The organism is Isoptericola sp. MSGPD8_1_ISO-PGPR-S23-394, assembly GCF_058072785.1.
Map to the genome: position 1 here is coordinate 2,120,380 of NZ_CM176517.1, position 25,247 is coordinate 2,145,626.

A 25,247-nucleotide genomic window follows, 5' to 3' on the forward strand; every position below is an offset into this window, starting at 1 on the left:
TCCCTTCTCCCGGATCGTCCCGGGATCGCGGCGTCTCATGCTCGCGGCGTGCTCGTCGCCCGTCAGTCGATCAGGACCCGAGCACGCGCACGTGCCCATCGGAACGCGGAAGGGTGCCCGGTAGCAAATCGGCGTGCCCGGTGGTCGCCGATCAGCCTCCGACGCCCACGCTGTTGTCGGGAGCCCCGTCACCGGGCGGCAGGTCGCCGCGCTCGACCGGCCCCTCGACACCTCCGTCCGTGCCGGTGCCGGGAGCACCGTCCCCCGTACCGCTCCCCGGGCTGCTGCTGGCCGTGCTCGACGGCGCGGGTGGCAGCAGCGTGTCCAGCTCCTCGACGGTGGGCACGCGCACGGACTCCAGCGCCGCACGCAGCACCTCGGGGTCCACCCCTGTGCCGGCGACGCGCACGATCGCGTCGTCCCGCTGGACGGCGTACTCCTGCGCCTCGCCTGCCGTGCGGTGGAACGCCTCACCGTCCACCGTGCACTCGACCGGCCCCTCCGACGTCGAGTCCGCGGTGTGCACCGCCAGGTCGGGGCACGTCTGCGCCGAGATCTCGCCCGTCATGGCGGAGAGCATGACCGCGTCGCCGGCCGCGACGTCGGAGAAGACGGCGGAGTACCCGTCGGCGCCGTACGCTCCCCCGGCGTGCGAGATCGACGTCAGACCCTCGACGTCGACGGTCAGCACCTGCTCGGGCACGACGCCGTAGTACGCCGCACGCTCGGCGATCGTCGCCGGGTCGGCCGGTCCCGCCGAGGCGGACGGCTCGGCCGACGACCCGCCGATGAGGTCCGCGCAGCCCGCCAGCGTCAGCACGGCGGCCGCCGTGCAGGTCGTCAAGATCGTCCGTCGCCGGTTCATGGTCCGCCATCCTGGCAGGTCGGCGAGCGCACGTCCCGTTCAGAGCGTGCGTCGCAGCCACCACCGCGGCAGCCTGCCGCTGGTGGCAGCGGTGTCGCCGATCCTCTCGAAGCCCTCGGACTCGAAGAGCGGGACGGTCCCGACGAACGCCGCGCTCACCGGGACACGGGCTCCCGGTTCGCCGTCGACGGGAAAACCCTCGACGGCGCGCGCACCGCGGGATCGTGCGTGCTCGACCGCTCCGTGCAGCAGCGCCCTGGCCACGCCACGTCGGCGGTACCCGACGCGCACGACGAAGCACATCACCACCCAGGTCGTGTCCCAGTGCTCCGGCTCACCGCGGGGCAGGACGCGCGAGCGCTGCAGCGAGCCGGCGGCCGACCTGGGCGCGAGCCCGACCCAGCCGACGGCGTTCTGCGCCGGGTCGTCGAGGTAGGCGAGGAGCCCGGGCGGCTGGTGCGCACACAGCTCGCGCAGGTGCTCCTCGCGCCCGTCGACCGGCAGACGTGGGGGCATCCGCCAGTGCAGGCACCAGCACGCCTGCTCGCGCCCTCGGGGGTTGAGCAGCGCCGCCACGTCGTCGAACCGGCTCTGGGTCGCGGGCACGACCTGTACGTCGACCATCCTTCGACGCTAGCCGGAGCGACCGACATCGCGTACCGTATAAGCGTCCACTTATAAAGGAGGCATCATGAGCATCGACATCGACCCCGTCACCACCGCCGGGCTCGTCGTCCGCGAGGTCCGCAGCAGCGAGCGCGACGGCGGGCCCACCCGCGTCGTGGTCGCCCGGCGCACCTACGCTGCCGACCGCCACGACGTCTGGGACGCCCTCACCTCCGCGGCACGACTCCCGCGCTGGTTCCTGCCCGTCGAGGGTGACCTGACGCCCGGCGGGCGCTACCAGCTCGAGGGCAACGCCGGCGGCACCGTCGAGCGGTGCGACGCCCCCGAGTCGTTCTCGGTCACGTGGGAGTTCGGCGGGGACGTCTCCTGGCTGCAGGTCACGCTGACCGGGTCGAGCGACGACACCGTCCTCGAGCTCGTCCACGAGGCACCGGTGCAGCCCGAGTTCTGGGAGCAGTACGGCCCAGGGGCCAGCGGCGTCGGCTGGGACCTCGCGCTCCTGGGCCTCGGCCTGCACCTCGACACCGGGGCCGGCAGGGACCCGCGTGAGGCCGACGCCTGGAGCGTCTCGCCGGACGGCGTCGCCTTCGTCCGCGCTGCGGCCACGGCGTGGGGCGAGGCGGCCGCGGCCGACGGCGACGACCCGGAGGCCGCGCAGGCGGCGGCCGAGCGCACCGTCGCCTTCTACACCACCGTGCCCGAGGCCTGAGATGACCGGACCGGCGTCGGACCCGGTGTTCGCCGCGCTCGGTGACCCGGTCCGCCGACGGCTGCTCCGCCTCGTCCACGACGCCGGCGAGGCGAGCGCCGGGGCGCTGGTCACCGCACTGCGGTCCGAACGGGAGATCTCGCAGCCGGCCGTCTCCCAGCACCTGCGGACCCTGCGCGAGGCACGGCTGGTGAGCGTGCGCGCCGAGGGTGCCCGGCGGCTCTATCGCGTCGACGACGCCGGGATCGACGTCGCCCGCGGATGGCTGGCCACCTTGGTCGACCCGTTCTCCCAGCCCCTGGACGCGCTGGAGACCGAGCTCGTCCGCGGCCGCCGCGCACGCCGCCAGGCGACGGCGGACGACCTCAGCGGAAGTCACGCGACCGGGTCGTCACCGGGAGGCGCAGCGCGGCGAGGTGCTCGGCGAGCAGGTTGACCGCGCCGTCGGACCGCTCCACCTGCCCCCGCACCACCAGGGCCGGCGCCCCGCGCGCCACGGTCCGGAACCGCCGCCACAGGCCCGGGGTGCAGATGACGTTGAGCAGTCCGGTCTCGTCCTCCAGGGACAGGAACGTCACCCCGCCGGCGGTGCCGGGCCGCTGCCGGTGGGTGACGACCCCGCCGACGGCGACGCGTCGCCCCGGCTCGGTCGCCATCGCCGCGGCCACCGTGAGCACGCCCTGACGATCCAACCCGTCACGCACGTGCTCCAGCGGCGACGTGGTGTCGGGCATGATGCCGGTGGCCCAGGTGTCGGCGACGTCGATCTCGAGGCGGTCCATGCCCGGCAGCGCGGGAGCCGCCACCCCGACGCTGACGCCCTCGAGCGTGGCGGGGCCCTCCTGCCCGAGCGCGCCCGCGGCCCACAGCCCCTCGCGCCGCGTCACCCCGAGCGGGGCCAGGGCTCCGGCCGTGGCCAGCGCCTCCAGGCGCGCGGTGGACAGCTCGACGCGCCGGACCAGGTCGTGCAGGTCGACGAACGGCCCGCGGGCTTCCCGCTCGGCGACCATCCGCTCGGCGACGTCGGTGCCCAGCCCGCGCACGCCCGCCAGGCCGAGCCGGACGGCGAGCCCGCCGTCGACGTCGAGCCGCACTGCTCCGCTGCCCACCGTGCTCTCCTCGCTCTCGCCGGGCGTATCGGGTCTTCCACCCTCCGGCCGTCCGCCGTCGGGCACCGCCTCGACACCCGCGAGCGCCCCCGAGGCGTTGACGTCCGGGCGCAGCACCCGCACCCCGTGGCGGCGGGCGTCGGCCACCAGGGAGGCCGGGGAGTAGAAGCCCATCGGCTGCGCGGCGAGCAGCCCCGCGAAGAACGCCTCGGGGTGGTGCACCTTGAGCCAGGAGCTGGCGTAGACCAGGAACGCGAAGGAGTAGGCGTGCGACTCGGGGAAGCCGAAGTCGGCGAACGCCTTGAGCTTGTCGTAGACCTCCTCGCGGACCTCGGGCGGCACGCCGCGCTCGGCCATCCCGGTGAACAGCCGGTCCCGCAGCGCCTCCATGCGTTCCACCGACCGCTTGGACCCCATCGCCCGCCGCAGCTGGTCGGACTCGGCCGCGCTGAACCCTGCGACGTCGATCGCCATCTGCATGAGCTGCTCCTGGAACAGCGGCACCCCCAGGGTCCGCCGCAGCGACGGTTCCAGCAGCGGGTGCAGGTAGGTCACCTCCTGGCGGCCCCGGGACCGTTCGATGTACGGGTGCACGGAGTTGCCCTGGATGGGGCCGGGCCGGATGAGGGCGACCTCGACGACGATGTCGTAGAACTTTCGGGGCTGCAGCCGCGGCAGGGTGGCCATCTGGGCGCGGGACTCGACCTGGAACACCCCGACGGTGTCGGCCGCACAGAGCAGGTCGTAGACCCGCGGGTCGTCCTGGGGCAGGGTGTGCAGCTCCAGGCGCCGGCCCGTGTGCCGCTCGACCGTTTCGAAGGCGTAGCGGATCGCGGTGAGCATGCCCAGACCCAGCAGGTCGAACTTCACCAGGCCCGCGTCCGCGCAGTCCTCCTTGTCCCACTGCAGGACCGTGCGGCCCTCCATCCGCGCCCACTCGACCGGGCACACCTCGATGACGGGCCGGTCGCACATCACCATGCCCCCGGAGTGGATGCCCAGGTGCCTGGGAAGACGCAGCAGGCGCTCCGCGAGATCCAGCACCGGCTCGGGGATGTGCCCCTCCTGCTCGGCCGACGGCGGGGCGTGCGCCGGCACGACGTCGTGCGCGTCGTCGGCCCGCCTCGCGTCCTCCGCCAGGGCGTCCACGAACCGGGCGGCGCCCGTACCTCCCCACTGGGCGGCCACCCGCGCCCTCTTCTCCTCCCGGCGCGTGACCGGTGCCCCGGCGGCCGCGCGGGCGTCGCGGGCCTTCGCGTCCGCGGCGGGGCTGGACGGATCGGGGCCGCGCAGCGATCCCCAGCGCTCGATGGACTTGGACCAGGCGTCCTGCTGCCCGACGTCGTACCCGAGCGCCCGGGCGGCGTCGCGCACCGCCGAGCGGGGCCGGTAGGAGATGACGTTGGCGACCTGGGCGGCGTGCGTGCGCCCGAACCGGGTGTAGACGTACTGGATGACCTCCTCGCGCCGTCCCGACTCGATGTCGATGTCGATGTCCGGCGGCCCGTCCCGCTCCGGGGCGAGGAACCGTTCGAACAGCAGGCCGTGGTGCACGGCGTCGACGGCGGTGATCCCCAGGGCGTAGCAGACCGCGGAGTTGGCGGCGCTCCCCCGCCCCTGGCACAGGATGCCCTCGCGGCGGCAGAACTCCACCAGGTCGTAGACGACGAGGAAGTACCCGGGGAAGCCGAGCTGCTCGATGACCCGCAGCTCGTGGTCGATCTGCGCCCACGCCTTCGGTTCCCGTCCGGTGCTGCCGGGCCCGGGGCGCGGGCCGTAGCGCTCCGTGGCCCCGCGGCGCACCAGCTCGCGCAGCCAGCTCGCCTCGTCGTGGCCCGCCGGCACCGGGTACGGCGGCAGGTTCGGTGCCACCAGGTGCAGGTCGAACGCGCACTCGGCGGCCAGCGCGGCCGCCGTCGGGACGGCCTGGGGGTGCCGGTGGTGCAGGCGGGCCATCTCGGCGCCCGAACGCAGGTGCGCGGTCGGGGCGCCGGGCAGCCAGCCGTCCTGGTCGTCGAGGGAGGAGCGGGCCCGCACGGCCGCGAGCGCCCCGGCCAGGTCGGCGTCGCGCGGTCGGGCGTAGTGGGCCGCGGTGGTGGCGACCAGCGGCAGCCCCGCCTCCTTCGCCAGCGCTGCGAGGGCGTCGTGCCGGTCGGCGTCGCGCGGGTCGCCGGTGGCGGTGATCTCCACGGCGACGTTGTCGTGGCCGAAGACGGCGGTGAGCCGGTCGAGCTCGCGGCGCGCGGCCCGCAGCGGGTCAGATCCCGTCACGGCGCCGGCGTCGACAACCCCGTCCAGGGCACGCCGCACGGCGCCCTTGCGGCACCCGGTGAGCACCAGCCACTGCCCGTCGGCCTCCTGGCCCAGCCGGTCGAGGTCGTAGCGGGCCCGGCCCTTGGCGCCCGCCTCGAGGTGGGCGGTGGCGATGGCACGCGACAGGTGGCGGTAGCCGTCCGCGCCACGCGCCAGCACCAGCACGTGGGTGGCCCGCGGGTCCGGCACCCCGGTGGGGTCGTCGAGCACGGGCGCCCCGCCGGGAACGGGAGCGGGCAGGTGCAGCTCGGCCCCGAACACGGTGGGCAGCCCGATGGCCCGGGCCGCCTCGGCGAAGCGCACCACGCCGTACAGCCCGTCGTGGTCGGTCAGGGCGAGCGCCTCCAGGCCGAGCCGGTCGGCCTCCGCGGCGAGCTCGGCCGGGTGGCTGGCGCCGTCGAGGAAGCTGAAGGCCGAGTGGGCGTGCAGTTCGGCGTAGCGCGGCTCAGGCGATGCCCGTCGATGCCTGAGCCTGCGGCTCCGCTCCGCCTCAGTCATAGACGGCCTCCACCTGCCACGCGCCGCCGACCTGGGCCAGCAGCAACCCCCGCCCGTCGTCGAGCAGCACCTGCAGGTGCACGCGCCGGGTGCCGCCGTCCGGCGCCCACCACCGTTCGGCGAGCGGCCACGGACCGGCCCAGCCGACGACGTCGTGCTCGCCGTCGTCCCAGCGCACCCGGGCGGGGTCGCCGTCACGGGCGAGGCGGGCGTCGACGACGACGTCGCTGCCGGCGGCGTCGAGCAGGCGCGCGGCCGCAGGTTCGGGCAGCAGGGTGGCGGGGGCCGGGCTGGGCAGCGCACCCGGCCACGGCCGGTCGGCAGGCCGGTCGACGGCGGTGTCCTCGCCGTAGGGCACGAGCCGGACGCGGCTGCGCGGGTCGCGCCCGCCGGCGCGCCGGACGGTGAGCACGGCGTCGCCGCCGAGCAGCCCCTGGACACGGTCCAAGGCCTGGCGGGCACGGGCGTCCTGCCCGGCGTCCGCTCCCCACAGGCTGGGCTGGTGCGTGCCGGCGGGGGCGACGTCCTCGGCGGCGAGCGCGAGGTGCACCAGCGGCGCGACCTGGGGCGATCCCTCGGTCCCGGTACGCCGGCGCGCGTCGTCGGTCAGCCAGCCCTCGAGCTGCCAGCGCACCCGGTCGGTGATCCGCGCGGCGGGCAGCCCTCCGGCCGCGGTGTCGGTGCGCCAGAGCCGCTCCAGCTCGCCCTCGGTCGTGCGCGCGGTGATGCGCAGGCGCCCGCAGGCCACCCCGTGGGCGACGAGCAGCGCGTGCAGCTCCTCGGCGAGCCGGCGGGCGGCGAACGCGGCGACGTCCACGCGGTCGGCGGGCGGGTCGAGCTCGGTGGCGACGGCCAGGTCGGCCTCGGGACGTCGTCGGGCGGGCGGGCGCTCGTCCTCGCCACGGGCCAACCGGTGCGCCCAGGCGCCGAGGTCACCGAACCGGGCGGACACGCTCGCCGCGGGCAGGGCCGCCAGGTCCCCGAGCGTGCGCAGCCCGAGCCGCCACCACAGCCCGACCGCGTCCCGCACGGCGGCGATCACGCCCGGGTCGCACACGGCGTGCACGAGCTCGCCGACGGGCCGGGCCGCCAGAGCCTCCGAGGACCCGCCGGGCGGTACGACGGCGTCGTCCCGGGCCGCGAGCACCGCGGCGAGCAGACCGTCGGCCACCCCCACCTGGCACTCGTGACCCTCCTCGGCCGTCGCGGCGACGAGCCGTTCGGCCAGCGCCCGTTCGGTGCCGTGGTAACGCGCCGCGCCGCCGGCGGGCAGGAGCAGCAGGCCGGGGCGGGCGACCTCGAGGCCTGCCACGACGGTCTCGGCCGCGGCCGCCACGGGCTCGAAGGTCCGGGCGTCGCGTTCGTCGTCGGCCTCCAGCAGCACCAGGTCGGGGCAGGCCTCCTGCGCCTGGCGGCGGCGCATGCCGCGGCGCACCCCGGCGCTGCGTGCGACGGCGGAGGTCGCCACGACGCTGCGTCCCGCCGTCGTCCCGCCCCGCGACGGCGCACCCAGGACGGCGGCGGGCACGTGCGCGTCGATCCCGGCGGCGGCCAGTGCGGCGACGACCGGCCAGTCCGGCACCCAGAGCACCGCGGTACGGGTGCTCGCCGCCCCTCCGCGGGGGCTCCTCACGCTCATGCGATCCTCAATCGGCGCTCGCCGACGAACCCGCCCGGCGCGGCAGGTGCGGGAAGGTCGCCGCCGACCGGCACCTCGACGTCGATCTCCACGGGCCGGGCCGCGGCTCCCCGTCCGGTGCGCAGCACCGACAGGGTGCGTCGGCGCAACCACCCGGCGCCGGCGTCAGCGCCCGACCAGGCCCCGCCGCGGGCGTCGAGCACGACGTGCGCGCCGGGCCACCGCTCGGTGCTGACCAGGACGGCGTCACGCTGGCGGGTGCGGGCGGCGAGGCGACGGCGGTCGGCGTCGGCGAGCGCGGCCCGCGGTCCGACGACGAGCACGTCCATGCCGTCGAGCAGCGCGGCGAGCACGGCGGGGGCGTCCGGGCCCGGGTCGGGGACGACGGCGGTGCGCTCCAGCGAGATCCCGACGTCGGCGGCGGCGAGCATCCCGACGGCGGGCGCGCCGACGAAGGCCACCCAGGCGCCGTCGCGGGAGGTGGTGGCCAGCAGGGCGAGCAGCAGGCTGGTCGAGCCATGCACGGTGAGGACCCCGCCGGTCGGCAGCCCGCCGGGCAGCAGCGGGGCGAGGGCGGGGTGCACCGGACGGGTCGGGGTGGCGCCGGCATCCGGTGCCGGTACCGGCACGGGCGGCTTGCTCTCGTGCTGGACGGGGCGGACGCTCCCCTGCTCTGCGGCCCGCAGCGCGGCCAGCGCCCGTGCGCGGCGCTCGTCGTGAGGGGCTCCTGCGCCTCGGAGGCCAGGACCCGGCACGGGACGGACCTCGGGGACGACGCTCATGCGGCCTCCCTCCCGGCGGTCGAGCAGTCGGTCGGACCGCATGTTCGAACTGATGTTCGAATCATGGCTTCAGTACACGCTCGCACGCGACCGGTGTCAACCGCGCTGCTCAGCGCCACGCCGGACTGCGACGGCGTCCAGGTTTTCTCCATACCGCGCGGTCGGTATGCTGCGAGGAGTGCCCGTTCCCGGACACCCGACGACGAGGAGGTCGTACCGTGCAGATCACCGGTGCCGTGCTGGAACGCTGCGGAGCACCCGCACCCTGGGCCGACTCGCGCCCGCTCACCGTCGGACCGCTCGAGCTCGACCCGCCCGGACCCGGCGAGATCGCCGTGCGCATCGAGGCCGCCGGCCTGTGCCACTCCGACCTGTCCGTCGTCGACGGCAACCGCGTGCGCCCCACCCCGATGCTGCTCGGCCACGAGGCCGCCGGGATCGTCGAGGCCGTGGGCCCCCGCACCGGGGCCGACCACCCGGCCGACGCGGGGATCGCCGTCGGCACCCGCGTCGTCATGACCTTCCTGCCCCGCTGCGGGCGCTGCGACGCCTGTGCCACCGACGGGCGCCTGCCCTGCTCCGTGGGCTCCGCCGCCAACGCCGCCGGCGAGCTCGTCGGCGGCGTGCGCCGCCTGCACCGCGACGGCGCCGACGTGCACCATCATCTGGGTGTGAGCGCCTTCGCCACCCACGCCGTCGTGTCGGCCACGTCCGTGGTCCCCGTGCCCGACGACGTCCCCGCGGACGTGGCGGCGCTGCTCGGTTGCGCGGTGCTCACCGGCGGCGGCGCCGTGCTCAACGCGGGCCGGCCCGCCACGGGCGAGGCCGTCGCCGTCGTCGGGCTCGGGGGGGGTCGGCATGGCCGCGCTGCTCGTGGCCGCCGCGCTCGGCCACGAGGTGATCGGCGTCGACACGATGCCCGCCAAGCTGGACCTCGCCCGTGAGCTGGGCGCCCGCGCCCTCACCCCCGCCGAAGCCCTCGACGACGACCTGCGGGCACCCGTCGTCGTCGAGGCCGCCGGGAACGCCCGCGCCTTCGAGACCGCCTACGCCGTGACCGCCCCCGGCGGTACCACCGTCACCGTCGGTCTGCCCGGCCCGGACGCGCGGGCGAGCATCTCCCCGCTGAGCCTGACCGCCGAGGCGCGCACCGTCGTCGGTTCCTACCTCGGCTCGGCCGTCCCGAGCCGCGACATCCCCCGCTACGTGGAACTCTGGCGAGCAGGACGACTGCCGCTGGAACGACTCGTCTCGGCCCGCATCGGGCTGGACGAGCTGCCCCGCGCGCTGGACCGCCTCGCCGCCGGCGAGGAGCTACGCCAGCTGATCACCTTCGACGAGAGGAAGACCGCATGACCTCCCCCACCGCACGCGTCGCGATCGTCACCGGCGGCGCCCGCGGCATCGGCGCCGCCACCGCGGCCCGGCTCGCCTCCGACGGCTACGCCGTGGCCGTGCTCGACCTGCTCGAGGACGTCGCCGCCGAGACCGCCGCGAAGCTCACCGCGGACGGGCACCGCGCGATCGGCGTCGGCGTCGACGTCGCCGACGAGGAGTCCGTCACCGCCGCCGTCGAGCGCGTGGTCGCCGAGCTCGGCGCGCCGACCGTCCTGGTCAACAACGCGGGCATCCTGCGCGACAACCTGCTGTTCAAGATGTCCACCGACGACTGGGACGCCGTGCTGAGCGTCCACCTGCGCGGGGCGTTCCTCGTGACGCGGGCCGTGCAGAAGCACATGATCGACGCCGGCTGGGGCCGGATCGTCAATCTGTCCAGCACCTCCGCGCTCGGCAACCGCGGGCAGGCCAACTACGCCGCCGCCAAGGCCGGCATGCAGGGGTTCACCAAGACCCTCGCCATCGAGCTCGGCAAGTTCGGCGTCACGGCCAACGCCATCGCCCCCGGGGTGATCGCCACGGACATGATCGCCGAGACCGCCGAGCGGGTCGGCGTACCCCTGGAGGACTTCCTGGCCCACATGGCCAAGGAGGTCCCGGTAGGCCGTGTCGGCCAGCCGGAGGACATCGCCGCCGCGGCGTCGTTCTTCTGCTCGGAGGAGGCATCCTTCACCAACGGCCAGGTCCTCTACGTCGCCGGCGGGCCGAAGGCGTGAGCGCGAGGAGCCCCCGCGCAGGGACGCCGAGGAACGAGACGTACCGGAGCGAGGCACCACAGCGCTCAGGCGAGAGGAGCAAGGCGTGACGGCCGCCGACGTGATCCGTATCGAGAGTCCCGCGGCGCTCGCCGACGCCGTCGGGCAGCAGGCCACCGGCGAATGGTTCACCATCGACCAGGACCGCATCACCGCGTTCGCCGACGCGACCGAGGACCACCAGTGGATCCACCTCGACGCCGAGCGCGCCGCCGCCGGGCCGTTCGGTGGAACCATCGCCCACGGCTACCTCACGTTGTCGCTGCTGCCGAAGCTCACCGGAGAGCTCGTCGAGGTCGGCAGGACGGCGATGGCCGTCAACTACGGGCTCGACAAGGTCCGTTTTCTCACCCCGGTACCCGCCGACGGACGGGTGCGGGCCACGGTGGAGATCACCGGTGCCGAACCGTCCGGGCAGGGCGTCCGTCTGGCCTCGACCGTGACGGTCGAGCTCGAGGGCGCCGCAAAGCCGGCCGTGGTGGCCCACGCGCTGGCGCTGTACGTACCGACGCCGTAGCGCGCCGCAGGCCCCCGGGGGCCTGCGACCTTCCCCCGAGGTCGCGGGCTCCCGGGCACGGGCATGATGGGGACATGACCACCGACGCTCCGCGTTCTCGTGCCCAGCGCACCGCCGACACCCTCGAGCTGCTGCAGAGCCCGGCCCGCGATGCGTGGGTGGCCTCGGCGTCGTCGGACGACGGCGCGTCGCAGCCGTACCTGATCCCGCTGTCGCTGGCCTGGCTGGACGAGCGGATCGCGCTCGCCCTACCGGCGTCGTCCCGCACCGCGCGCAACATCGGCGCGACGTCGACGGCGCGACTCGCCCTGGGGCACACCCGCGACGTGGTGCTCGTCGATGCCGTCCTGGACCGGTCCGTGCCCGTGGCCGACGCGCCGACGGATATCGCCGAGGGATACGCCGCCCAGGCCGACTGGGACCCCCGCACCGCCCCGGACGGCTACGTCTTTCTCGTCCTGCGACCGCAGCGCATCCAGGCCTGGCGTGAGGTGGACGAGATGCCCGGGCGGACGCTGATGCGCGACGGGGAGTGGATCTGACCCAACAGCCCGGCATGCGGAGCGTGGCCGCTACTGCGCCGTGGCGCCCTCGACCGCCAGCCCGGTGCCGAGCCCGATCATCGTGACGCCCCCCGCGACGCCGAGCCGGTCGAGCCGTTCCGGCCGACGGGCGAACCACTCCCGCGCCTGTCCGGCAGCCAACGCCCAGATGCTGTCCAGGGAGGCGGCCAGCACACCGAACAGCACGCCCAGGACCAGGAGCTGCGGCGTCGCTGGTGCACCCTGGTTGAGGAACTGCGGCAGGAACGCGACGAAGAACACCATCGACTTCGGATTGGTCATCCCGACGACGAACCCGGCCCAGACGCCTCGCCAGAGCCCGACAGCGCGGGCGCTGCCCGGGGCCGCCAGGGCGAGCCGGGCACTCGATCGGTGCCGGATCGCCTGCACGCCGAGGTAGACGACGTAGGCCGCACCGACCAGCTTGAGCACGGTGTATGCGGTCGTCGACGCCGCGACCAGCGCGCCCAGCCCGATCGCGACGCACGCCACCTGGACGAGCAGTCCCAGCGCGTTGCCGGCGACCGCCAGGAGTGCGCCCCGTCGTCCGACCGTCAGGGCCCGGCCGATGGCGAACACGACGCTCGGCCCCGGCACCACGATGAGGAGCACCGACGCCACGACGAAGGCGACGAACTGGGTAGCGGTCGGCATGCGAAGAGCCTACTCAGCATGGTCAATCAGACCGCGGTGGTGCTCAGACCCGCTCGAGCACCATGGCCATGCCCTGACCGCCACCGACGCACATGGTCTCCAGCCCGTAGCGACCGCCGGTCGTCTCGAGCCCGTTGAGCAGCGTGGTGGTGATCCGTGCGCCGGTCATGCCGAACGGGTGCCCGACGGCGATCGCCCCGCCGTGCACGTTGAGCTTGCCTTCGTCGATACCGAGCTCACGGGCCGAGGGGATCACCTGGGCGGCGAAGGCCTCGTTGATCTCCACCAGGTCCATGTCGGCGATGGTGAGGCCGGCCCGGTCGAGGGCCTGGCGGCTCGCCTCCACGGGCCCGAGACCCATGATCTCCGGGGACAGACCGGTGACTCCGGTGGAGACGATCCGGGCGATCGGCTGCAGCCCCAGCTCGTCCACGACGCGGTCCGAGACGATCACCAGCGCGGCGGCGCCATCGTTGAGCGGGCAGGCGTTGCCCGCCGTCACGGTGCCGTCGGGGCGGAACACCGGGTCCAGCCCTGCGAGCTTCTCGACGGTGGTCCCGGGCCGTGGGCCGTCGTCGGCCGACACCACGGTGCCGTCCGGCAGCGTCACCGGGGTGATCTCGCGCGACCAGAAGCCGTCCGCGATCGCACGCTCGGCCCGCTGCTGGGAGCGCGCGGCGAACTCGTCCTGCTCGGTGCGGCTGATGCCGTGCACGGAGGCGAGGTTCTCCGCCGTCTGTCCCATGGCGATGTACGCGTCGGGCAGCTCGCCGTCGGTGCGCGGGTCGGTCCAGACCGGCGCTCCTCCGACGGCACGCTTCGCGGTGCGCTCGGTCGCACCCGCGAAGCGCGGGTTCTCCAGGTCCTGCCCCTCGATGTAGTCGCTGGACCCCTTGACCATGCGGCTGACGGACTCGGCGCCGACGGAGAGGAAGACGTCGCCCTCGCCCGCCTTGATCGCATGGAAGGCCATGCGGGTCGACTGGACGCTGGACGAGCAGTAGCGGGTCACGGTGGTGCCGGGGACGGAATCGAGCCCGTTGAGCACGGCGACGATCCGCCCCATGTTCATCCCCTGCTCGCCGCCGGGCAGACCGCAGCCGAGGATGAGGTCGTCGATGCGTGCCGGGTCCAGCGAGGGAACCTTGTCGAGCGCCGCGCGCACCATCTGGGCGGCCAGGTCGTCGGCGCGTATCTCGCGCAGCGACCCCTTGTACGCGCGCCCGATGGGTGAGCGCGCAGTGGCCACGATGTAGGCCTCGGTCATGATCTGGTCCTTTCTCGGGTCTCAGACGGATCTCTGTCGCGTGAGCCTGCGGTTCTGCCTCACACGAAGGCCGCGTGGCCCGTGATCGAACGTCCGACGATGAGCTGGTTCATGTCGCGGGTGCCCTCGAAGGTGTAGACGGCCTCGGCGTCGGCGAAGTAGCGCGCGACCCCGGTGTCGAGGGTGATGCCGTTGCCGCCGCAGACCTCGCGGGCCAGGGCGACGGTCTCGCGCATCCGGGTGGTGACGAACGCCTTGGCCAGCGCGGCGTGCTGGTCGCGCTGGGTGTCCTCGTCCTGCATCTGCGCGAGGCGGACGCACATCGCGAGGCTGGCGGTGATGTTCCCGAGCCCGGTGGCGAGCTTGTCCTGGACGAGCTGGTAGGACGCGATGGGGTTGCCGAACTGCTCGCGCTCCTTGGTGTACTTCACGGCGGCCTCGTAGGCGCCGATCATGGTGCCGAGCGCCTGCCAGGAGACGCCGTCACGGGTCACGCGCAGCACGTTGGCCAGGTCCTTGAAGCTGTTGATGCCCTGCAGGCGGTCGGACTCGGCGATCTCGACGTTCTCGAGCGTGATGTCCGCGTTCTGCACGATGCGCAGCGACTGCTTGCGCTCGATCTTCGTGGCGGTGAACCCGGGGGTCCCCTTGCGCACGATGAAGCCCTTGACCTGGTCGTCGGCGGTGTCCTTGGCCCAGATGACGACGACGTCGGCGAACGTGGCGTTGCCGATCCAGCGCTTGGCGCCGTTCAGCACCCAGGTGTCGCCGTGGCGGGTGGCGGTGGTGCGCAGACCACGGGCCGTGTCGGACCCGGACAGCGGCTCGGTGAGGCCGAAAGCACCGATGAGGTCGCCACGCGCCATCGGCGGCAGCCACTGCGCGCGCTGCTCGGGAGAGCCTCCCAGGCCGATCGAGCTCATCGCCAGCCCGCTGGAAACACCGATGAACGTGCAGAAGGAGGAGTCGACCCGGGCGAGCTCCATACCGACCCAGCCACGGAACACCGCGGAGTTCTCGAACTGGGCAGTCTCGGACCAGGCCGCGCCGACCGAACCGAGCTCGGCGAAGGGCTTGAACAGGTGGACCGGGCACTCGGCGCGGTCCCAGTAGTCGTCGGCCAGGGGGCGCACCTCGCGCTCCATGAAGTCGCGGACGCGTCCGACGGCTTCCTGCTCGACGGGGGTCAGGAGGTCCTGGAAACCGTAGAAGTCGGCGTCCAGCACCTCGGGTACCGCGGGGGCGGTGGCGGCGTGGGCCTCCGGGGTGGTGGCCGGGGTGGTGAGAGTCATGGTGCTCCGATCGTCGTCGATCCGTGGCGTCAGTGTGCATCATTCTGCGAGATGTTGCACGGATCGCGCAACATCCGGCTAGGCTGCTCCGCATGCTCTCCCCGTCGAGCGACATCGCCACCGTGGGCCTGCGGGCCGCGCCGACCCGGCTGTCCGCGCGGCTCGTGCCCGGCGTCCATCCCGACGCCCTGCGTGCCTTCGAGCAGGCACGTGAGACCTTCGTCTCAGGTCACCGCATCGACATGGGCGGCCTCGCGACCGAGCTCGGGGTGGACCGCACGTCCGTCTTCCGCTGGGTCGGCAACCGCGACGCCCTGCTGTCGGAGGTCCTCTGGTCGCTCGCCGTGCCGACGCTCGTCCAGGCCGAGCGGGCGGCGTCGGAACCCGGGCCCGACGGCGCCGCACCGGCCGGCGCGGCCTACCTGGCCGCCCTCCTCAGCCACTTCGCCACCGACCTCATCGAGGCGGACTACTTCCGCACGTTCCTGAGCCGCGAGCCCGCCCGGGCGCTGCGTCTCCTGACGACGTCGGCGAGCCCCATCCAGCAGCGTTACGTCGCCACCGTCGAGCAGCTCGTGCGCGACCACCTCGGCGGGCGGCCGTTCGACGGCGCCATCGACCGGCACGCGCTCGCCTACCTGCTGGTCCGCGTCTCGGAGTCCTTCACCTACGCCGACCTCATCGCCGGCGAACCGCCCAGCACCGACGCCGCGCGCTCCGCCTTCCGCCACCTGCTGCGCGTCTGAGCGCCCTCGTACGAGAGCACAGAGAGGACCACCATGCCCATCGTCCGCCACCCGTTCCCGCTGCGCTGGAACGACAACGACCAGTACGGCCACGTCAACAACACCGTCTACTACCAGGCGATGGACACCGCCGTGAACACGTGGATGATCCGCGAGGCGGGCCTCGACCCGGCCGGAGCCGTGCGCGGGTACTGCGTGGCGTCGTCGTGCGACTTCCGCTCGCCCGCCTCCTACCCGGACGACCTCGAGGTCGGCATCGGCGTCGGACGGCTGGGCACGACGAGCGTGACCTGGGAGCTGCAGATCCTGCGCCGCGGCGACGACACCCCCGTCGCGGAGGGGAAGTTCACGCACGTGTTCGTCGACGCGACCACCCAGCGCCCGGTGCCCGTCCCGGCGCCGGTCCGCACCGCCGTCGAGGAGCAGCTGCTCCAGAAGGTCACCTGACGCCCGGTCAGCGACCGTCCCACCAGCGCAGCAGGAGAGTCCCTGCCAGCGTGAGCCACGGCGAGGGCTCGCCCACGGGCACGTCGACCTCGAACCAGATCTCGCCGGGATGGTGGTGGTCGCGGGCCCAGGTGCCGTCAGCACGTCGCGCGGCCCTGACCACCTCGACCGCCTCGGCCAGCCGCTCGTCCGGAGCCTCAGCGTCGTAGGACGCGGCGCGACGGACGTGGTCGGCCGCGCGCAGGATGTTGTAGTGCCCGTGGAAGGGGTACTCGAACCGCTGCACCCAGGGCGCGAGCAGCTCTCCCGTGGACCGCCGCCGCATCAGTCCACGGGCGAGCAGGTACTCCTGACCGGTCCGACGCGCCTCGCGGGCCCGGGCGTCGCCACCGACCCGCTGCTCGTAGTCCAGCAGGCCGTCGAGCACGTTGAGCGTGGACCAGAACGACGAGACCGTCGCGCCCGCGACCCACTCGCAGTTCCAGCCGCCGTCGGCCATCCGCCCGTCGACCAGGCGGTCCAGGATCCCGGTCACGTCCACCCCGAGCCAGGCGCCGTTGGCCAGCGTGAAGGCGTTGATGCAGCAGTCGACCTCACCGTCCCAGTAGGGCAGGTCGTCGCACTCCCAGCGACAGTGCCGCGCGAGCAGCCCAGGCGTGCCGTTGGCCCGCAGGACGGCGGCGTCGAGACCCCACTCGCGCAACGCGTTGAGGGACCAGGTCGTGGCCGTCCACGGCTGGGGCGGGTCGACCTCGGCGCGTTCCACCTGCCACCGCAGCGCGGGGTCCGAGTCCAGCAGCCACTGCGTGGGCACGCTCACCCGCCGATCGTACGGCGTGGTCACACCGCGTGCTCCAGCAGCGCGGGCAGCAGCCGGTCCCACGTCTGCGGCGGCGGCACCTGGTGCCCGGTCCGGTCCAGGACGAGCAGCCGCGCGCCGGGGATCTCGGCGGCCAGCCGCTCCCCGTGCCCGGGGAAGAGCGGGTCCCGGTCGCCGTGGACGACGAGCGTCGGGACCCGGACCTCGCTGAGGGAACCGTGGACAGGCTTCCCCGGCGCCACGACGGCATGGTTGGCGGAGGCCGCGGGGTCGGACGACCTGCGCACGGCGCGGCGTGCGATCGCGCGCGTCCGGGCCGCGTCGAAGCGGCCACCGGCCGTGAGCAACCGGTCCTCGTCGACGGACGCATCGATCGCCGCAGCCTCGCCGGGCGCCGGAGAGGGCTTCTCCCACAGGGCCGCGAGCTCGGGAGCAGGACCTGGCAGCGGCGAGCCGTCGGCGCGTTCGAGCGCCGGCGAGGTAGACACCAGCGTGAGCGACGCGACGCGGTCGGGGTGCTCGACCGCGAGCTCCTGGACGATGCCGCCACCCATCGAGAGCCCGACCAGGTGCGCCCGGCCGACGCCCAGGTCGTCGAGGATCGCGAGCGGGTCCTCGAGGAGGTCCCGTGCGGTGTACGCGGGCTCACCGGGCGCCCCCGTCGTCGACCGCCCGGTGTCGCGATGGTCGTAGCGGACGACGCGCCGCTCACCGTCCGCCAGCGCGACGCAGAGGTCCGCCGGCCACCAGTCCATCGACGCACCCATGCCGCCGACCAGCAGGATCGTCGGCCACGCCGGGTCGCCGAGCGCCTGGTAGCACAGGCGCACGCCGTCGCGCTCCGCGAAGCATTCCGGGCCGAGTGCCTCGCCGTCGGCCGCCTCGACGCCGCTCCGGCCGCCGGTCTCTGGACGCATGGGCCGCTCCTCTCCTCGGACGTGCGGGACGATGGTGCGGACCGCACCCGCGCCACGGACTCATCGGTCAGCATCGGCGTCGCCCCGAGACCCTGTCCAGCGGGAGACACGCTCGACCACATACCGACCGCGCGGTATGCTGCCAGCAGCCTGGCGCCGAGGCCGGGTCCGAGCGAGAGATGGGGTCATCGATGACCGACGTGCCCGGCCTGGACCGAGCGGGCCTGTCAGCCTGGTTGACGCGTGCGCACCCGGAGCTGGTCCCCCACCCGGACACCGCCCTGACCGCCGAGGTCATCGCCGGCGGCCGCAGCAACCTGACCTACCGGGTCGACGGCGCGTCCCTGCCGCTGGTGCTGCGCCGCCCCCCGCTAGGGCACGTGCTGTCGAGCGCACACGACATGCGCCGCGAGCACCGCGTGATCTCCGCGCTGGGCGCCAGCGACGTCCCCGTGCCGGCGACCGTCGACGTCGTGGACGACACCGACCGCGGCGAGGTCACGGGGACCACGTTCTTCGTCATGGAGCGGGTCGAGGGCACCGTGCTGTCCCGGCCCGAGCAGAACTCTGACTTCACCGCCGCGGGCCTGCACCGACTCGGCCTCACCCTCGCCGGCACGCTCGCGGACCTGCACCGCGTCGACCCCGCGGAGGTCGGGCTGGCCGGCTTCGGCCGGCCCGACGGCTACCTCGCCCGCCAGCTCACCACGTGGCGACGGCAGTACGACGAGTCACGGTCGCGCGAGCTGCCCGCTCTGGACGAGCTGCAGGAGAGGCTGACCACCCACGTCCCCGACTCGGGCCGGACGGGCATCGTGCACGGCGACTACCGCCTGGACAACGTGCTGGTCGCCGGCACCCCGCAGGAGCCCACGATCGCGGCCGTCCTGGACTGGGAGATGGCCACCCTCGGCGACCCGTTGGTCGACCTCGGGCTGCTGGGCCTCTACTGGGACATCCGCTCGCTCTCGGCGGGAGCCGTGGCGGCGAGCGCCGTGGTCCCCGACGTCGGCTACCCCACCTTCGACGAGCTCGTCGACACCTACGCGGCCCGGACCGGCACCACGCCACCGGACCTGTGGTGGTACCGGGCCTTCGCCGCCTACAAGCTCGCGGTGATCCTCGAGGGGATCCACTACCGCTACCGCGCCGGCGAGACCGTCGGCGAAGGTTTCGACACCATCGGCGACCTCGTCGCCCCGCTCGCCGCCGACGGCCTCGCCCGGGCGGCGGCCCGACCCAGGAGCACCTGATGGACTTCTCCCCCGACGACCGCACCACCGAGCTGACCGAGCAGGTACGCACCTTCGTGCACGACCACGTCCTGCCCGCCGAACCGGTCCTGGACGCCCAGCTCGCCGAGACGCCCGACACCTGGACCTTCCGGCCGGTCGTCGACGAGCTGCGCGCCAAGGCCCGCGCCGACGGCCTGTGGAACCTGTTCCTGCCGTCCGAGCGCGGCGCGGGGCTCACCAACCTGCAGTACGCCCCGCTCGCCGAGCTCACCGGATGGAGCACCCGGTTGGCGCCGGTGGCGTTCAACTGCGCCGCCCCGGACACCGGGAACATGGAGCTGCTGGCGGAGTTCGGCACGCCGGCCCAGCAGGAGCGTTGGCTCGACCCCCTGCTCGAGGCCGAGATCCGGTCGGCGTTCTGCATGACCGAGCCCGACGTCGCGTCCTCGGACGCCTCGCAGATCGGCACCCGCATCCGCCGCGACGGCGACGAGTACGTGATCAGCGGGCGCAAGTGGTGGTCCACGGGCGCCATGAGCCCCGACTGCCGCCTGCTCATCGTGATGGGCAAGACCGACCCGGAGGCGGCGAAGCACCAGCAGCAGTCGATGATCCTCGTGCCGCGGGAGACGCCAGGCGTCCGCATCGTCCGTCCTCTGACGGTCTTCGGTTACGACGACCGCGACCACGGCGGCCACGCCGAGGTGGTCTTCGACGACGTCCGGGTGCCCGCCGACCACCTGCTCGGCACCGAGGGCGGCGGGTTCGCGATGGCGCAGGCCCGCCTCGGCCCGGGGCGCATCCACCACTGCATGCGCGCCCTGGGCACCGCCGAGCGGGCGCTGACCCTGGCGACCGAGCGAGCACGGAGCCGGTCGACGTTCGGTGTCCCGCTGTCCGAGCAGGGCGTGGTGCGCCAGTGGGTCGCCGAGGCCCGGGTCGAGATCGAGGCGCTGCGCCTGCTCGTGCTCAAGACCGCCTGGCTGATGGACACCGTCGGCAACCGCCAGGCGATGACGGAGATCCAGTCCATCAAGATCGCGGTGCCGCGGGCCGTGCAGCAGATCCTGGACCGGGTGATGCAGGTCTTCGGTGCCGCCGGCCTCTCCGCCGACCAGCCGCTCGCGGAGATGTTCGCCGGCGCCCGCGCGCTGCGGATCGCCGACGGTCCGGACGAGGTGCACCTGGCGTCGTTGGGGCGGGCCCAGCTGCGCGCCTGACCCACCGACGACGACGGACGGCCCGCCTCACGAGAAGGAGGCGGGCCGTCGTCGTCGCGCCAGCAGGTTCACTCCACGGGGATGCCGTTCCCCTCGAGCGCGACCTGCTCCGGCTCGATCGCCGTCACGGTCTCGCCGTCGAGGCGGTAGGTCGTCCCGACGTAGTCCTGCACCCCGTCGTCGACCATGGTGATCCCCGCGGCGTCGTAGCCGGCGTGATCCTCGGGGGCGTAGGCGAGCGGGACGATCCCGTTGCCCACCAGCTCGCCGGACTCGAGCACCTCGATCAGGGCCTCGCGGGTCGGGTCGTCGCCGGCCTTCGCCAGCGCCTCGGTGAAGGCGTACCCGACACCCATCCCGAAGACGGTGTTGCCGTCGAACGGCGCCCCGTCGTTGTACTCCTCGTTGATCTCGGTGAACAGCTCGACCCACTCCCCGCCCGGGCTGAACGGCATGTAGTTCACCGAGACGAAGCCCTGCAGGAGCTGCGGCGCGACGTCCTCGCCGAGGAAGCCGACGAGCGTCGGGTAGTCGCCACCGGCCGAGGACGCCATCCAGGTGGGCATGAACCCCATCTGCGCGGCGGTCCCGATCGCCAGGGCCGAGAAGCCGTTCACGGTCGCGAGCATCACGACCTCGCACTCGGCGGCCTGCAGGGCGCCGATCTGCGCGGTGACGTCCTGGTTGGAGGTCTCGTACGTCTCGTACGCGGCCAGCCCGTCGGCGCCGAGGACGATCTCGGCACCCTCGCGCAGCGTCTCGCCGTAGTCGTCGTCCTGACCGAGCAGGCAGACCTTCTCGCCCGCGTGCTCCTCGGTGGCGTACTGCGCCAGCGCCGACCCCTCGACGAGGTAGTCCGCGTTGAAGCCGAAGGTGTACGGGTACTCCTCCGGGTCGTTCCAGGCCGTCGAGCCCGAGGACACGAAGAGGTCCGGCACCGCGTTCTGGTTGAGGAAGTCGAGCACCGACGAGTGCGTCGGCGTCCCGAGCCCGTTGAGGATCGCGAACACGTCGTCCTGCTGGACGAGCTCGCGCACCACGGTCTGGGTGTTCGCCGGGTTGTACCCGTCGTCCTTGACGATGTACTCGATGGTGCGGCCGTTGACGCCGCCGTTCGCGTTGACGTAGTCGAAGTACGCGCTCGTGGCCGCGGAGATCGACGAGTACCCGGCTGCTGCCGGCCCGGTGAGCGGTTGATGGGTGCCGACGGTGACGGTGTCGTCCGAGACGCCGGGGGCGGCCTCGTCGGCTCCGCCGCAGGCGGTCAGTGCGAGGCCGACGACGGCAGCGCCGGCGACGGCGACGACGGGACGCACCGGGGTGGTGCGCGTGGGGCTGGGAGTGGTCCGCATGGGAGTCACCTCTCTGTGAGCGATTGCGGGACGTGGGGTTCGGACCGCCGGCGGAGCCGGGCGGACAGGGAGCCGAGGCGACCGGCGAAGGCGTGCGACAGGCCGCCGGGCCAGACGACGGTGACGACGATGAGCAGGGCGCCGAAGACGAGCACGGCGAGGTTGCCCGACAGGCGCTGCTCCAGGTCGGCGGGCAGCCCCGCGGTGGTCGTCAGGGTGTTGATGAGCCAGGGCAGCATCACCACGAGCGCGGCGCCCACCGCCGCCCCACCGATGCTGCCGAGCCCGCCGACGACGACGGCCACGAGCAGCAGCAGCGAGAAGGCGAGGTCGTACCCGCCCGGGCTGACGTTCTGGGTGACGATCGCCAGCACCGCGCCACCGAGGCCGGCGGAGAGCGCACCGGCGACGAACGCCTCGGTCTTGACCCGGCCGGGCGAGATGCCGGCCAGGCGAGCGGCGACCTCGTCGCCGTGCACGGCACGCATGCGCAGCCCGGCGCGTCCGGACCGCAGGACCGCGAGCGGCGTGACGGCGACGGCGGCGACCAGGATCGCGATCCAGGCGTGCCACTGCTCGGTGCTGAAGAGCACCGGGTCGAGCCAGTCGGGGACGGGCTCGAAGGGCACGCTGCGCCCCTGGTCCCCGCTCAGGCCGGGCACCTGGGACGCGAACGCCGGCAGGGCGATGACGAGGGCCAGCGTGAGCCCGGCGAGGTAGGGGCCGCGCAGGCGGGCACCGGCCAGCCCGAGCAGCCCGCCGACCGCGCCGGCGACCACCACCGCCCCGACGATGCCGAGCGCGAAGCGGACGACCCCGCCCAGATCGGCCTCGGCGGCGAACCCGGCGCCGAAGGCGTAGCCGTAACCCCCGCACGCCATGAGCACGGCGTGCCCCAGCGAGAGCTGACCGGTCAGGCCGACGAGGAGCGTGAGCCCGGCGGTCGCGCAGAACACCGCGGCGATCATCGCGAGCTGGTAGTTGCGGTAGGAGTCGAGCAGGAAGGTCGCGGCGAGCGCGACGGCCGTCAGGGCGAGGGCGCGCAGCAGGATCCCACGGGTCCGGGGGCTGATGATGGCGGTCATGCGGTCCGCGCCTCCTTGACTGCGAAGATGCCGCCCGGTCGCACGAGCAGGACGAGGGTGAGCAGGACGAGCACCGCGATCGGTGCGAGCCCGGCCCCGAGGTATCCGGTGACCAGGCTGATGAGGACCCCGACGATCACCCCGCCGAGCAGCGCGCCGCCGGGCGAGTCCAGCCCGCCCAGCACGGCCACGGTGAAGGCGTGGACGAACAGGACGTCGGCGCTGTGGGCGTTGAGCCCCAGCTCGGTCGGCACCAGCAGGAGCACGGCGAGCGCGGCGACGGCGCACGACAGCATCCAGCCGAGGGTGATCATGCGGGGCACGCGTACACCGAGCAGCCGGGACACCTCCGGGGCCACGGCCGACGCGCGCATCTGCAGCCCGAGCGTGGTGCCGTTGAAGAGCAGCGCGAGGACGCCGACGACCCCGAGGGCGACGAGGAGGACGAACAGGTCGTAGGGCGAGAGCACGGGGACCCCGCCGACGACGAGTGGCTGCTCGCTGAACGGCGCCGCCATCGGCCGGTGCTGAGGACCGAAGGCGATGCCGATCGCCGACTGGAGCACCATGACGAGGCCGATGGCCACGATCATGCCGGGCAGCGGCGTGGTGCTCGGGACGAGCCGGATGAGCCAACGCTCGACGGCGAGCCCGACGACGGCCCCGGTCGCGACGGCGGCGACCAGCCCGAGCCAGAAGGACCCGGTCACCTGAGTGACGGCGAACGCGACGTAGATCGCGACGATCGCCATCGCCGCCTGCGCGAAGTTCACGATGCGGGCGGCGCGCCAGATGATGACCAGCGACAGGGCGAAGAGCGCGATGACGAGGCCACGGGCGAGACCGGTGGCGAGGAGGAAGGCGAGACGATCCATCAGAACCCCAGGTAGGCGTGCCGGAGGGCAGGGTCGGCGGCGATCTCGGCGGCGGGGGCGTCGGCGACGACCTCCCCGAGGCTGAGCACGACACCGCGGTCGGCGATCGAGAGCGCGCTAGTCACGTTCTGCTCGGCGAGGAGCACGGTGAGCCCGGTGCGCTGGGCGGTGTCCCGCAGGATCGAGAAGAGCTGGGCCACGACGCGCGGAGCCAGTCCCAGCGACGGTTCGTCGAGCAGCAGCACCTGGGGCCCGGCGAGCAGCGCGCGGGCCAGCGCGAGCATCTGGCGCTCGCCACCCGAGAGCTGGTGGCCGAGGCTGCGCCGTCGTCGGGCCAGCGGCTCGAACGTCTCGTAGGCCTCCGCGACGGCGACACACCGGGCGGTCCGGCCGGGGAGCCTCCACAGCGCCCCGAGGTGGAGGTTCTCCTCCACGGTCAGCTCGGCCACGACGCTGCGCCCCTCGGGGACCTGGGCGAGCCCCCGCCGCACGCGGTCCTCGACGCTGAGCGCCGCGAGGTCCTGCCCGTCCAGCAGGATCCGCCCGGAGCGCGGTCGCACCAGTCCGGAGACGGTGCGCAGCAGCGTGGTCTTGCCGGCCCCGTTCGCGCCGAGCAGCGCCACGACGGCACCGTGCGGGACCTGGAGCTTCAGCTCCTCGATCACCGGGGCGCCCGCGTAGCCGACGGTCAGCCCGTCGACGGCGAGCATGGTGCTCGTGGTCGTGCTCGCGGGCACGTCGGTCGGTGTGGTCATGCGGCGGCCTCCAGCCCCAGGTAGGCGGCCTCCACGGCCGGGTCGGCACGGACCTCGTCCGGGGTCCCGCAGGCGACGACGCGGCCGAAGTCGAGCACGACCACGCGGTCGGCGACCTCCATGACGAAGTCGACGTGGTGTTCGACCAGCAGGACGGAGCAGCCGTCCGCGGACAGCCCACGGACGGTCTCGACGAGACCGGCGATGTCGTCGGAGCCCAGACCGCCGGCGGGCTCGTCGAGCAGCAGCAGCCGTGGTCGGGTGACCAGCGCGCGGGCGAGCGCGACACGCTTGCGCTCGGGGTAGGGCAGCGCGTCGACGGCTGTGCTCGCCCGGGCGGACAGGTCGAGCCGTGCGAGCACGGCCGTCGCGACCTCGAGCGGGTCGCCCGAGGCCGGCCGGTCCGGGCCGACCAGCGGCACCAGCACGTTCTCCAGCACGGTCATCCCGGAGAACAGCCCCAGACCCTGCAGCGTGCGCGCGACCCCTCGGGTTGCCAGACCCGTCGGCGCCGACGGTGCCGGACGGCCGGCGATCCGCACGCCGCCGGCGCGGGGGCGGACCATCGAGCACACGGCGTTGAAGACGGTCGTCTTGCCGGCCCCGTTCGGGCCGATGAGGGCGACCGTCTCGGCGTCGCCCACGGTGAAGCTGACGTCGTCGAGCGCGGTCAGACCGCCGAAGGTGACGGTGAGCCCGTCGACCTCGAGTCGTGGTGTGTTGCTGGACATCGGCACCTCTTCGTGTCGGATGCGTCACACCCTAGCGCATAAACCGACTAGCCGGTATGTCATACCGGAAGTTGTT

At 73.8% G+C, this 25,247-nt stretch carries 24 protein-coding genes and 1 pseudogene; 10 read left to right on the forward strand and 15 right to left on the reverse strand.

All coding sequences use genetic code 11. The features are described 5' to 3' along the window. Nucleotides 1-151 precede the first annotated feature (151 nt). Together AC3RJ8_RS09680 and AC3RJ8_RS09685 are read right to left on the reverse strand one after the other, a co-directional pair. Nucleotides 152-865, reverse strand: coding sequence for a hypothetical protein (locus AC3RJ8_RS09680; RefSeq protein WP_489712436.1), 714 nt, complete (start codon nucleotides 863-865; stop codon nucleotides 152-154). Between the two features lie 39 nt (nucleotides 866-904). After that, entirely contained in the window at nucleotides 905-1,489 is a 585-nt protein-coding gene (locus AC3RJ8_RS09685) for a GNAT family N-acetyltransferase (protein WP_489712437.1), read from the reverse strand. Between the two features lie 67 nt (nucleotides 1,490-1,556). Between AC3RJ8_RS09685 and AC3RJ8_RS09690 the strand changes: the two genes are divergently transcribed. Together AC3RJ8_RS09690 and AC3RJ8_RS09695 are read left to right on the forward strand one after the other, a co-directional pair. Beyond that, nucleotides 1,557-2,201 carry an SRPBCC domain-containing protein gene (locus AC3RJ8_RS09690; RefSeq protein WP_489712438.1) on the forward strand — a complete coding sequence of 215 codons (645 nt, stop codon included), beginning with the start codon at nucleotides 1,557-1,559 and terminating at the stop codon, nucleotides 2,199-2,201. Between the two features lies 1 nt (nucleotide 2,202). Next, nucleotides 2,203-2,637, forward strand: coding sequence for an ArsR/SmtB family transcription factor (locus tag AC3RJ8_RS09695; RefSeq protein WP_489712439.1), 435 nt, complete (start codon nucleotides 2,203-2,205; stop codon nucleotides 2,635-2,637). Here the strand turns inward: AC3RJ8_RS09695 and AC3RJ8_RS09700 are convergent. The 3 genes from AC3RJ8_RS09700 to AC3RJ8_RS09710 are packed head-to-tail and all read right to left on the reverse strand — an operon-like array spanning nucleotide 2,567 to nucleotide 8,542. After that, nucleotides 2,567-6,121, reverse strand: a complete 3,555-nt coding sequence (locus AC3RJ8_RS09700; RefSeq protein WP_489712440.1) for an error-prone DNA polymerase — start codon at nucleotides 6,119-6,121, stop codon at nucleotides 2,567-2,569. The genes AC3RJ8_RS09695 and AC3RJ8_RS09700 overlap by 71 nt on opposite strands. Further along, nucleotides 6,114-7,760, reverse strand: coding sequence for a Y-family DNA polymerase (locus AC3RJ8_RS09705; protein ID WP_489712441.1), 1,647 nt, complete (start codon nucleotides 7,758-7,760; stop codon nucleotides 6,114-6,116). The genes AC3RJ8_RS09700 and AC3RJ8_RS09705 overlap by 8 nt, the downstream gene beginning before the upstream one ends. Further along, nucleotides 7,757-8,542, reverse strand: a complete 786-nt coding sequence (locus tag AC3RJ8_RS09710) for a hypothetical protein (protein WP_489712442.1) — start codon at nucleotides 8,540-8,542, stop codon at nucleotides 7,757-7,759. The genes AC3RJ8_RS09705 and AC3RJ8_RS09710 overlap by 4 nt, the downstream gene beginning before the upstream one ends. A 218-nt stretch (nucleotides 8,543-8,760) precedes the next feature. Between AC3RJ8_RS09710 and AC3RJ8_RS09715 the strand changes: the two are divergent. The 4 genes and pseudogenes from AC3RJ8_RS09715 to AC3RJ8_RS09730 all read left to right on the forward strand — a co-directional run bounded on the left by AC3RJ8_RS09715 (nucleotide 8,761) and on the right by AC3RJ8_RS09730 (nucleotide 11,754). Further along, nucleotides 8,761-9,898: pseudogene (locus AC3RJ8_RS09715) on the forward strand (zinc-binding dehydrogenase). After that, nucleotides 9,895-10,656, forward strand: a complete 762-nt coding sequence (gene fabG, locus AC3RJ8_RS09720) for a 3-oxoacyl-ACP reductase FabG (RefSeq protein ID WP_489712443.1) — start codon at nucleotides 9,895-9,897, stop codon at nucleotides 10,654-10,656. The pseudogene AC3RJ8_RS09715 and the gene fabG overlap by 4 nt, the downstream one beginning before the upstream one ends. 85 nt (nucleotides 10,657-10,741) lie before the next feature. Continuing rightward, a complete protein-coding gene (locus AC3RJ8_RS09725) occupies nucleotides 10,742-11,212 on the forward strand; it encodes a MaoC family dehydratase (protein WP_489712444.1) in 471 nt (156 codons plus the stop codon). 74 nt (nucleotides 11,213-11,286) lie between these two features. Then, nucleotides 11,287-11,754 (forward strand): pyridoxamine 5'-phosphate oxidase family protein, encoded by a 468-nt coding sequence (locus tag AC3RJ8_RS09730; protein WP_489712445.1) that lies wholly within the window; start codon nucleotides 11,287-11,289, stop codon nucleotides 11,752-11,754. A gap of 30 nt (nucleotides 11,755-11,784) precedes the next feature. Here AC3RJ8_RS09730 and AC3RJ8_RS09735 read toward each other — a convergent pair whose 3' ends face one another. From AC3RJ8_RS09735 to AC3RJ8_RS09745, 3 genes are read right to left on the reverse strand one after another with little or no spacing between them, the layout of a single operon-like run. Next, a complete protein-coding gene (locus tag AC3RJ8_RS09735; protein ID WP_489712446.1) occupies nucleotides 11,785-12,429 on the reverse strand; it encodes a LysE family translocator in 645 nt (214 codons plus the stop codon). Between the two features lie 43 nt (nucleotides 12,430-12,472). After that, on the reverse strand, nucleotides 12,473-13,696 hold the full coding sequence (locus tag AC3RJ8_RS09740) for an acetyl-CoA C-acetyltransferase (protein WP_489712447.1): 1,224 nt from the start codon (nucleotides 13,694-13,696) through the stop codon (nucleotides 12,473-12,475). Nucleotides 13,697-13,755: 59 nt separating this feature from the next. Next, nucleotides 13,756-14,988, reverse strand: coding sequence for an acyl-CoA dehydrogenase family protein (locus AC3RJ8_RS09745; protein ID WP_489712448.1), 1,233 nt, complete (start codon nucleotides 14,986-14,988; stop codon nucleotides 13,756-13,758). Nucleotides 14,989-15,080: 92 nt separating this feature from the next. Here AC3RJ8_RS09745 and AC3RJ8_RS09750 point away from each other — a divergent pair, with 92 nt between their 5' ends. Together AC3RJ8_RS09750 and AC3RJ8_RS09755 are read left to right on the forward strand one after the other, a co-directional pair. After that, nucleotides 15,081-15,734 (forward strand): QsdR family transcriptional regulator, encoded by a 654-nt coding sequence (locus AC3RJ8_RS09750; RefSeq protein ID WP_489712449.1) that lies wholly within the window; start codon nucleotides 15,081-15,083, stop codon nucleotides 15,732-15,734. 33 nt (nucleotides 15,735-15,767) lie between these two features. Further along, complete coding sequence (locus tag AC3RJ8_RS09755; protein WP_489712450.1) at nucleotides 15,768-16,181, forward strand: acyl-CoA thioesterase; 414 nt, start codon at nucleotides 15,768-15,770, stop codon at nucleotides 16,179-16,181. A gap of 7 nt (nucleotides 16,182-16,188) precedes the next feature. Here the strand turns inward: AC3RJ8_RS09755 and AC3RJ8_RS09760 are convergent, their stop codons facing one another. Then, nucleotides 16,189-17,001 carry a squalene cyclase gene (locus AC3RJ8_RS09760; protein WP_489712451.1) on the reverse strand — a complete coding sequence of 271 codons (813 nt, stop codon included), beginning with the start codon at nucleotides 16,999-17,001 and terminating at the stop codon, nucleotides 16,189-16,191. A 20-nt stretch (nucleotides 17,002-17,021) separates the two neighbouring features. Next, nucleotides 17,022-17,918, reverse strand: a complete 897-nt coding sequence (locus tag AC3RJ8_RS09765; RefSeq protein ID WP_489712452.1) for an alpha/beta fold hydrolase — start codon at nucleotides 17,916-17,918, stop codon at nucleotides 17,022-17,024. A 191-nt stretch (nucleotides 17,919-18,109) separates the two neighbouring features. Between AC3RJ8_RS09765 and AC3RJ8_RS09770 the strand changes: the two genes are divergently transcribed. Next, nucleotides 18,110-19,171, forward strand: a complete 1,062-nt coding sequence (locus AC3RJ8_RS09770) for a phosphotransferase family protein (RefSeq protein WP_489712453.1) — start codon at nucleotides 18,110-18,112, stop codon at nucleotides 19,169-19,171. Then, nucleotides 19,171-20,373 carry an acyl-CoA dehydrogenase family protein gene (locus AC3RJ8_RS09775; protein WP_489712454.1) on the forward strand — a complete coding sequence of 401 codons (1,203 nt, stop codon included), beginning with the start codon at nucleotides 19,171-19,173 and terminating at the stop codon, nucleotides 20,371-20,373. The genes AC3RJ8_RS09770 and AC3RJ8_RS09775 overlap by 1 nt, the downstream gene beginning before the upstream one ends. A 68-nt stretch (nucleotides 20,374-20,441) precedes the next feature. On the opposite strand, the gene AC3RJ8_RS09780 is transcribed toward AC3RJ8_RS09775, so the two are convergent. The 5 genes from AC3RJ8_RS09780 to AC3RJ8_RS09800 are packed head-to-tail and all read right to left on the reverse strand — an operon-like array spanning nucleotide 20,442 to nucleotide 25,171. Then, on the reverse strand, nucleotides 20,442-21,725 hold the full coding sequence (locus AC3RJ8_RS09780; RefSeq protein WP_489712455.1) for an ABC transporter substrate-binding protein: 1,284 nt from the start codon (nucleotides 21,723-21,725) through the stop codon (nucleotides 20,442-20,444). Between the two features lie 5 nt (nucleotides 21,726-21,730). Then, nucleotides 21,731-22,810, reverse strand: a complete 1,080-nt coding sequence (locus tag AC3RJ8_RS09785; protein WP_489712456.1) for a branched-chain amino acid ABC transporter permease — start codon at nucleotides 22,808-22,810, stop codon at nucleotides 21,731-21,733. Continuing rightward, entirely contained in the window at nucleotides 22,807-23,685 is an 879-nt protein-coding gene (locus AC3RJ8_RS09790; protein WP_489712457.1) for a branched-chain amino acid ABC transporter permease, read from the reverse strand. The genes AC3RJ8_RS09785 and AC3RJ8_RS09790 overlap by 4 nt, the downstream gene beginning before the upstream one ends. Beyond that, a complete protein-coding gene (locus AC3RJ8_RS09795; RefSeq protein WP_489712458.1) occupies nucleotides 23,685-24,440 on the reverse strand; it encodes an ABC transporter ATP-binding protein in 756 nt (251 codons plus the stop codon). The genes AC3RJ8_RS09790 and AC3RJ8_RS09795 overlap by 1 nt, the downstream gene beginning before the upstream one ends. After that, on the reverse strand, nucleotides 24,437-25,171 hold the full coding sequence (locus AC3RJ8_RS09800; protein ID WP_489712459.1) for an ABC transporter ATP-binding protein: 735 nt from the start codon (nucleotides 25,169-25,171) through the stop codon (nucleotides 24,437-24,439). The genes AC3RJ8_RS09795 and AC3RJ8_RS09800 overlap by 4 nt, the downstream gene beginning before the upstream one ends. Between the last annotated feature and the right edge of the window lie 76 nt (nucleotides 25,172-25,247).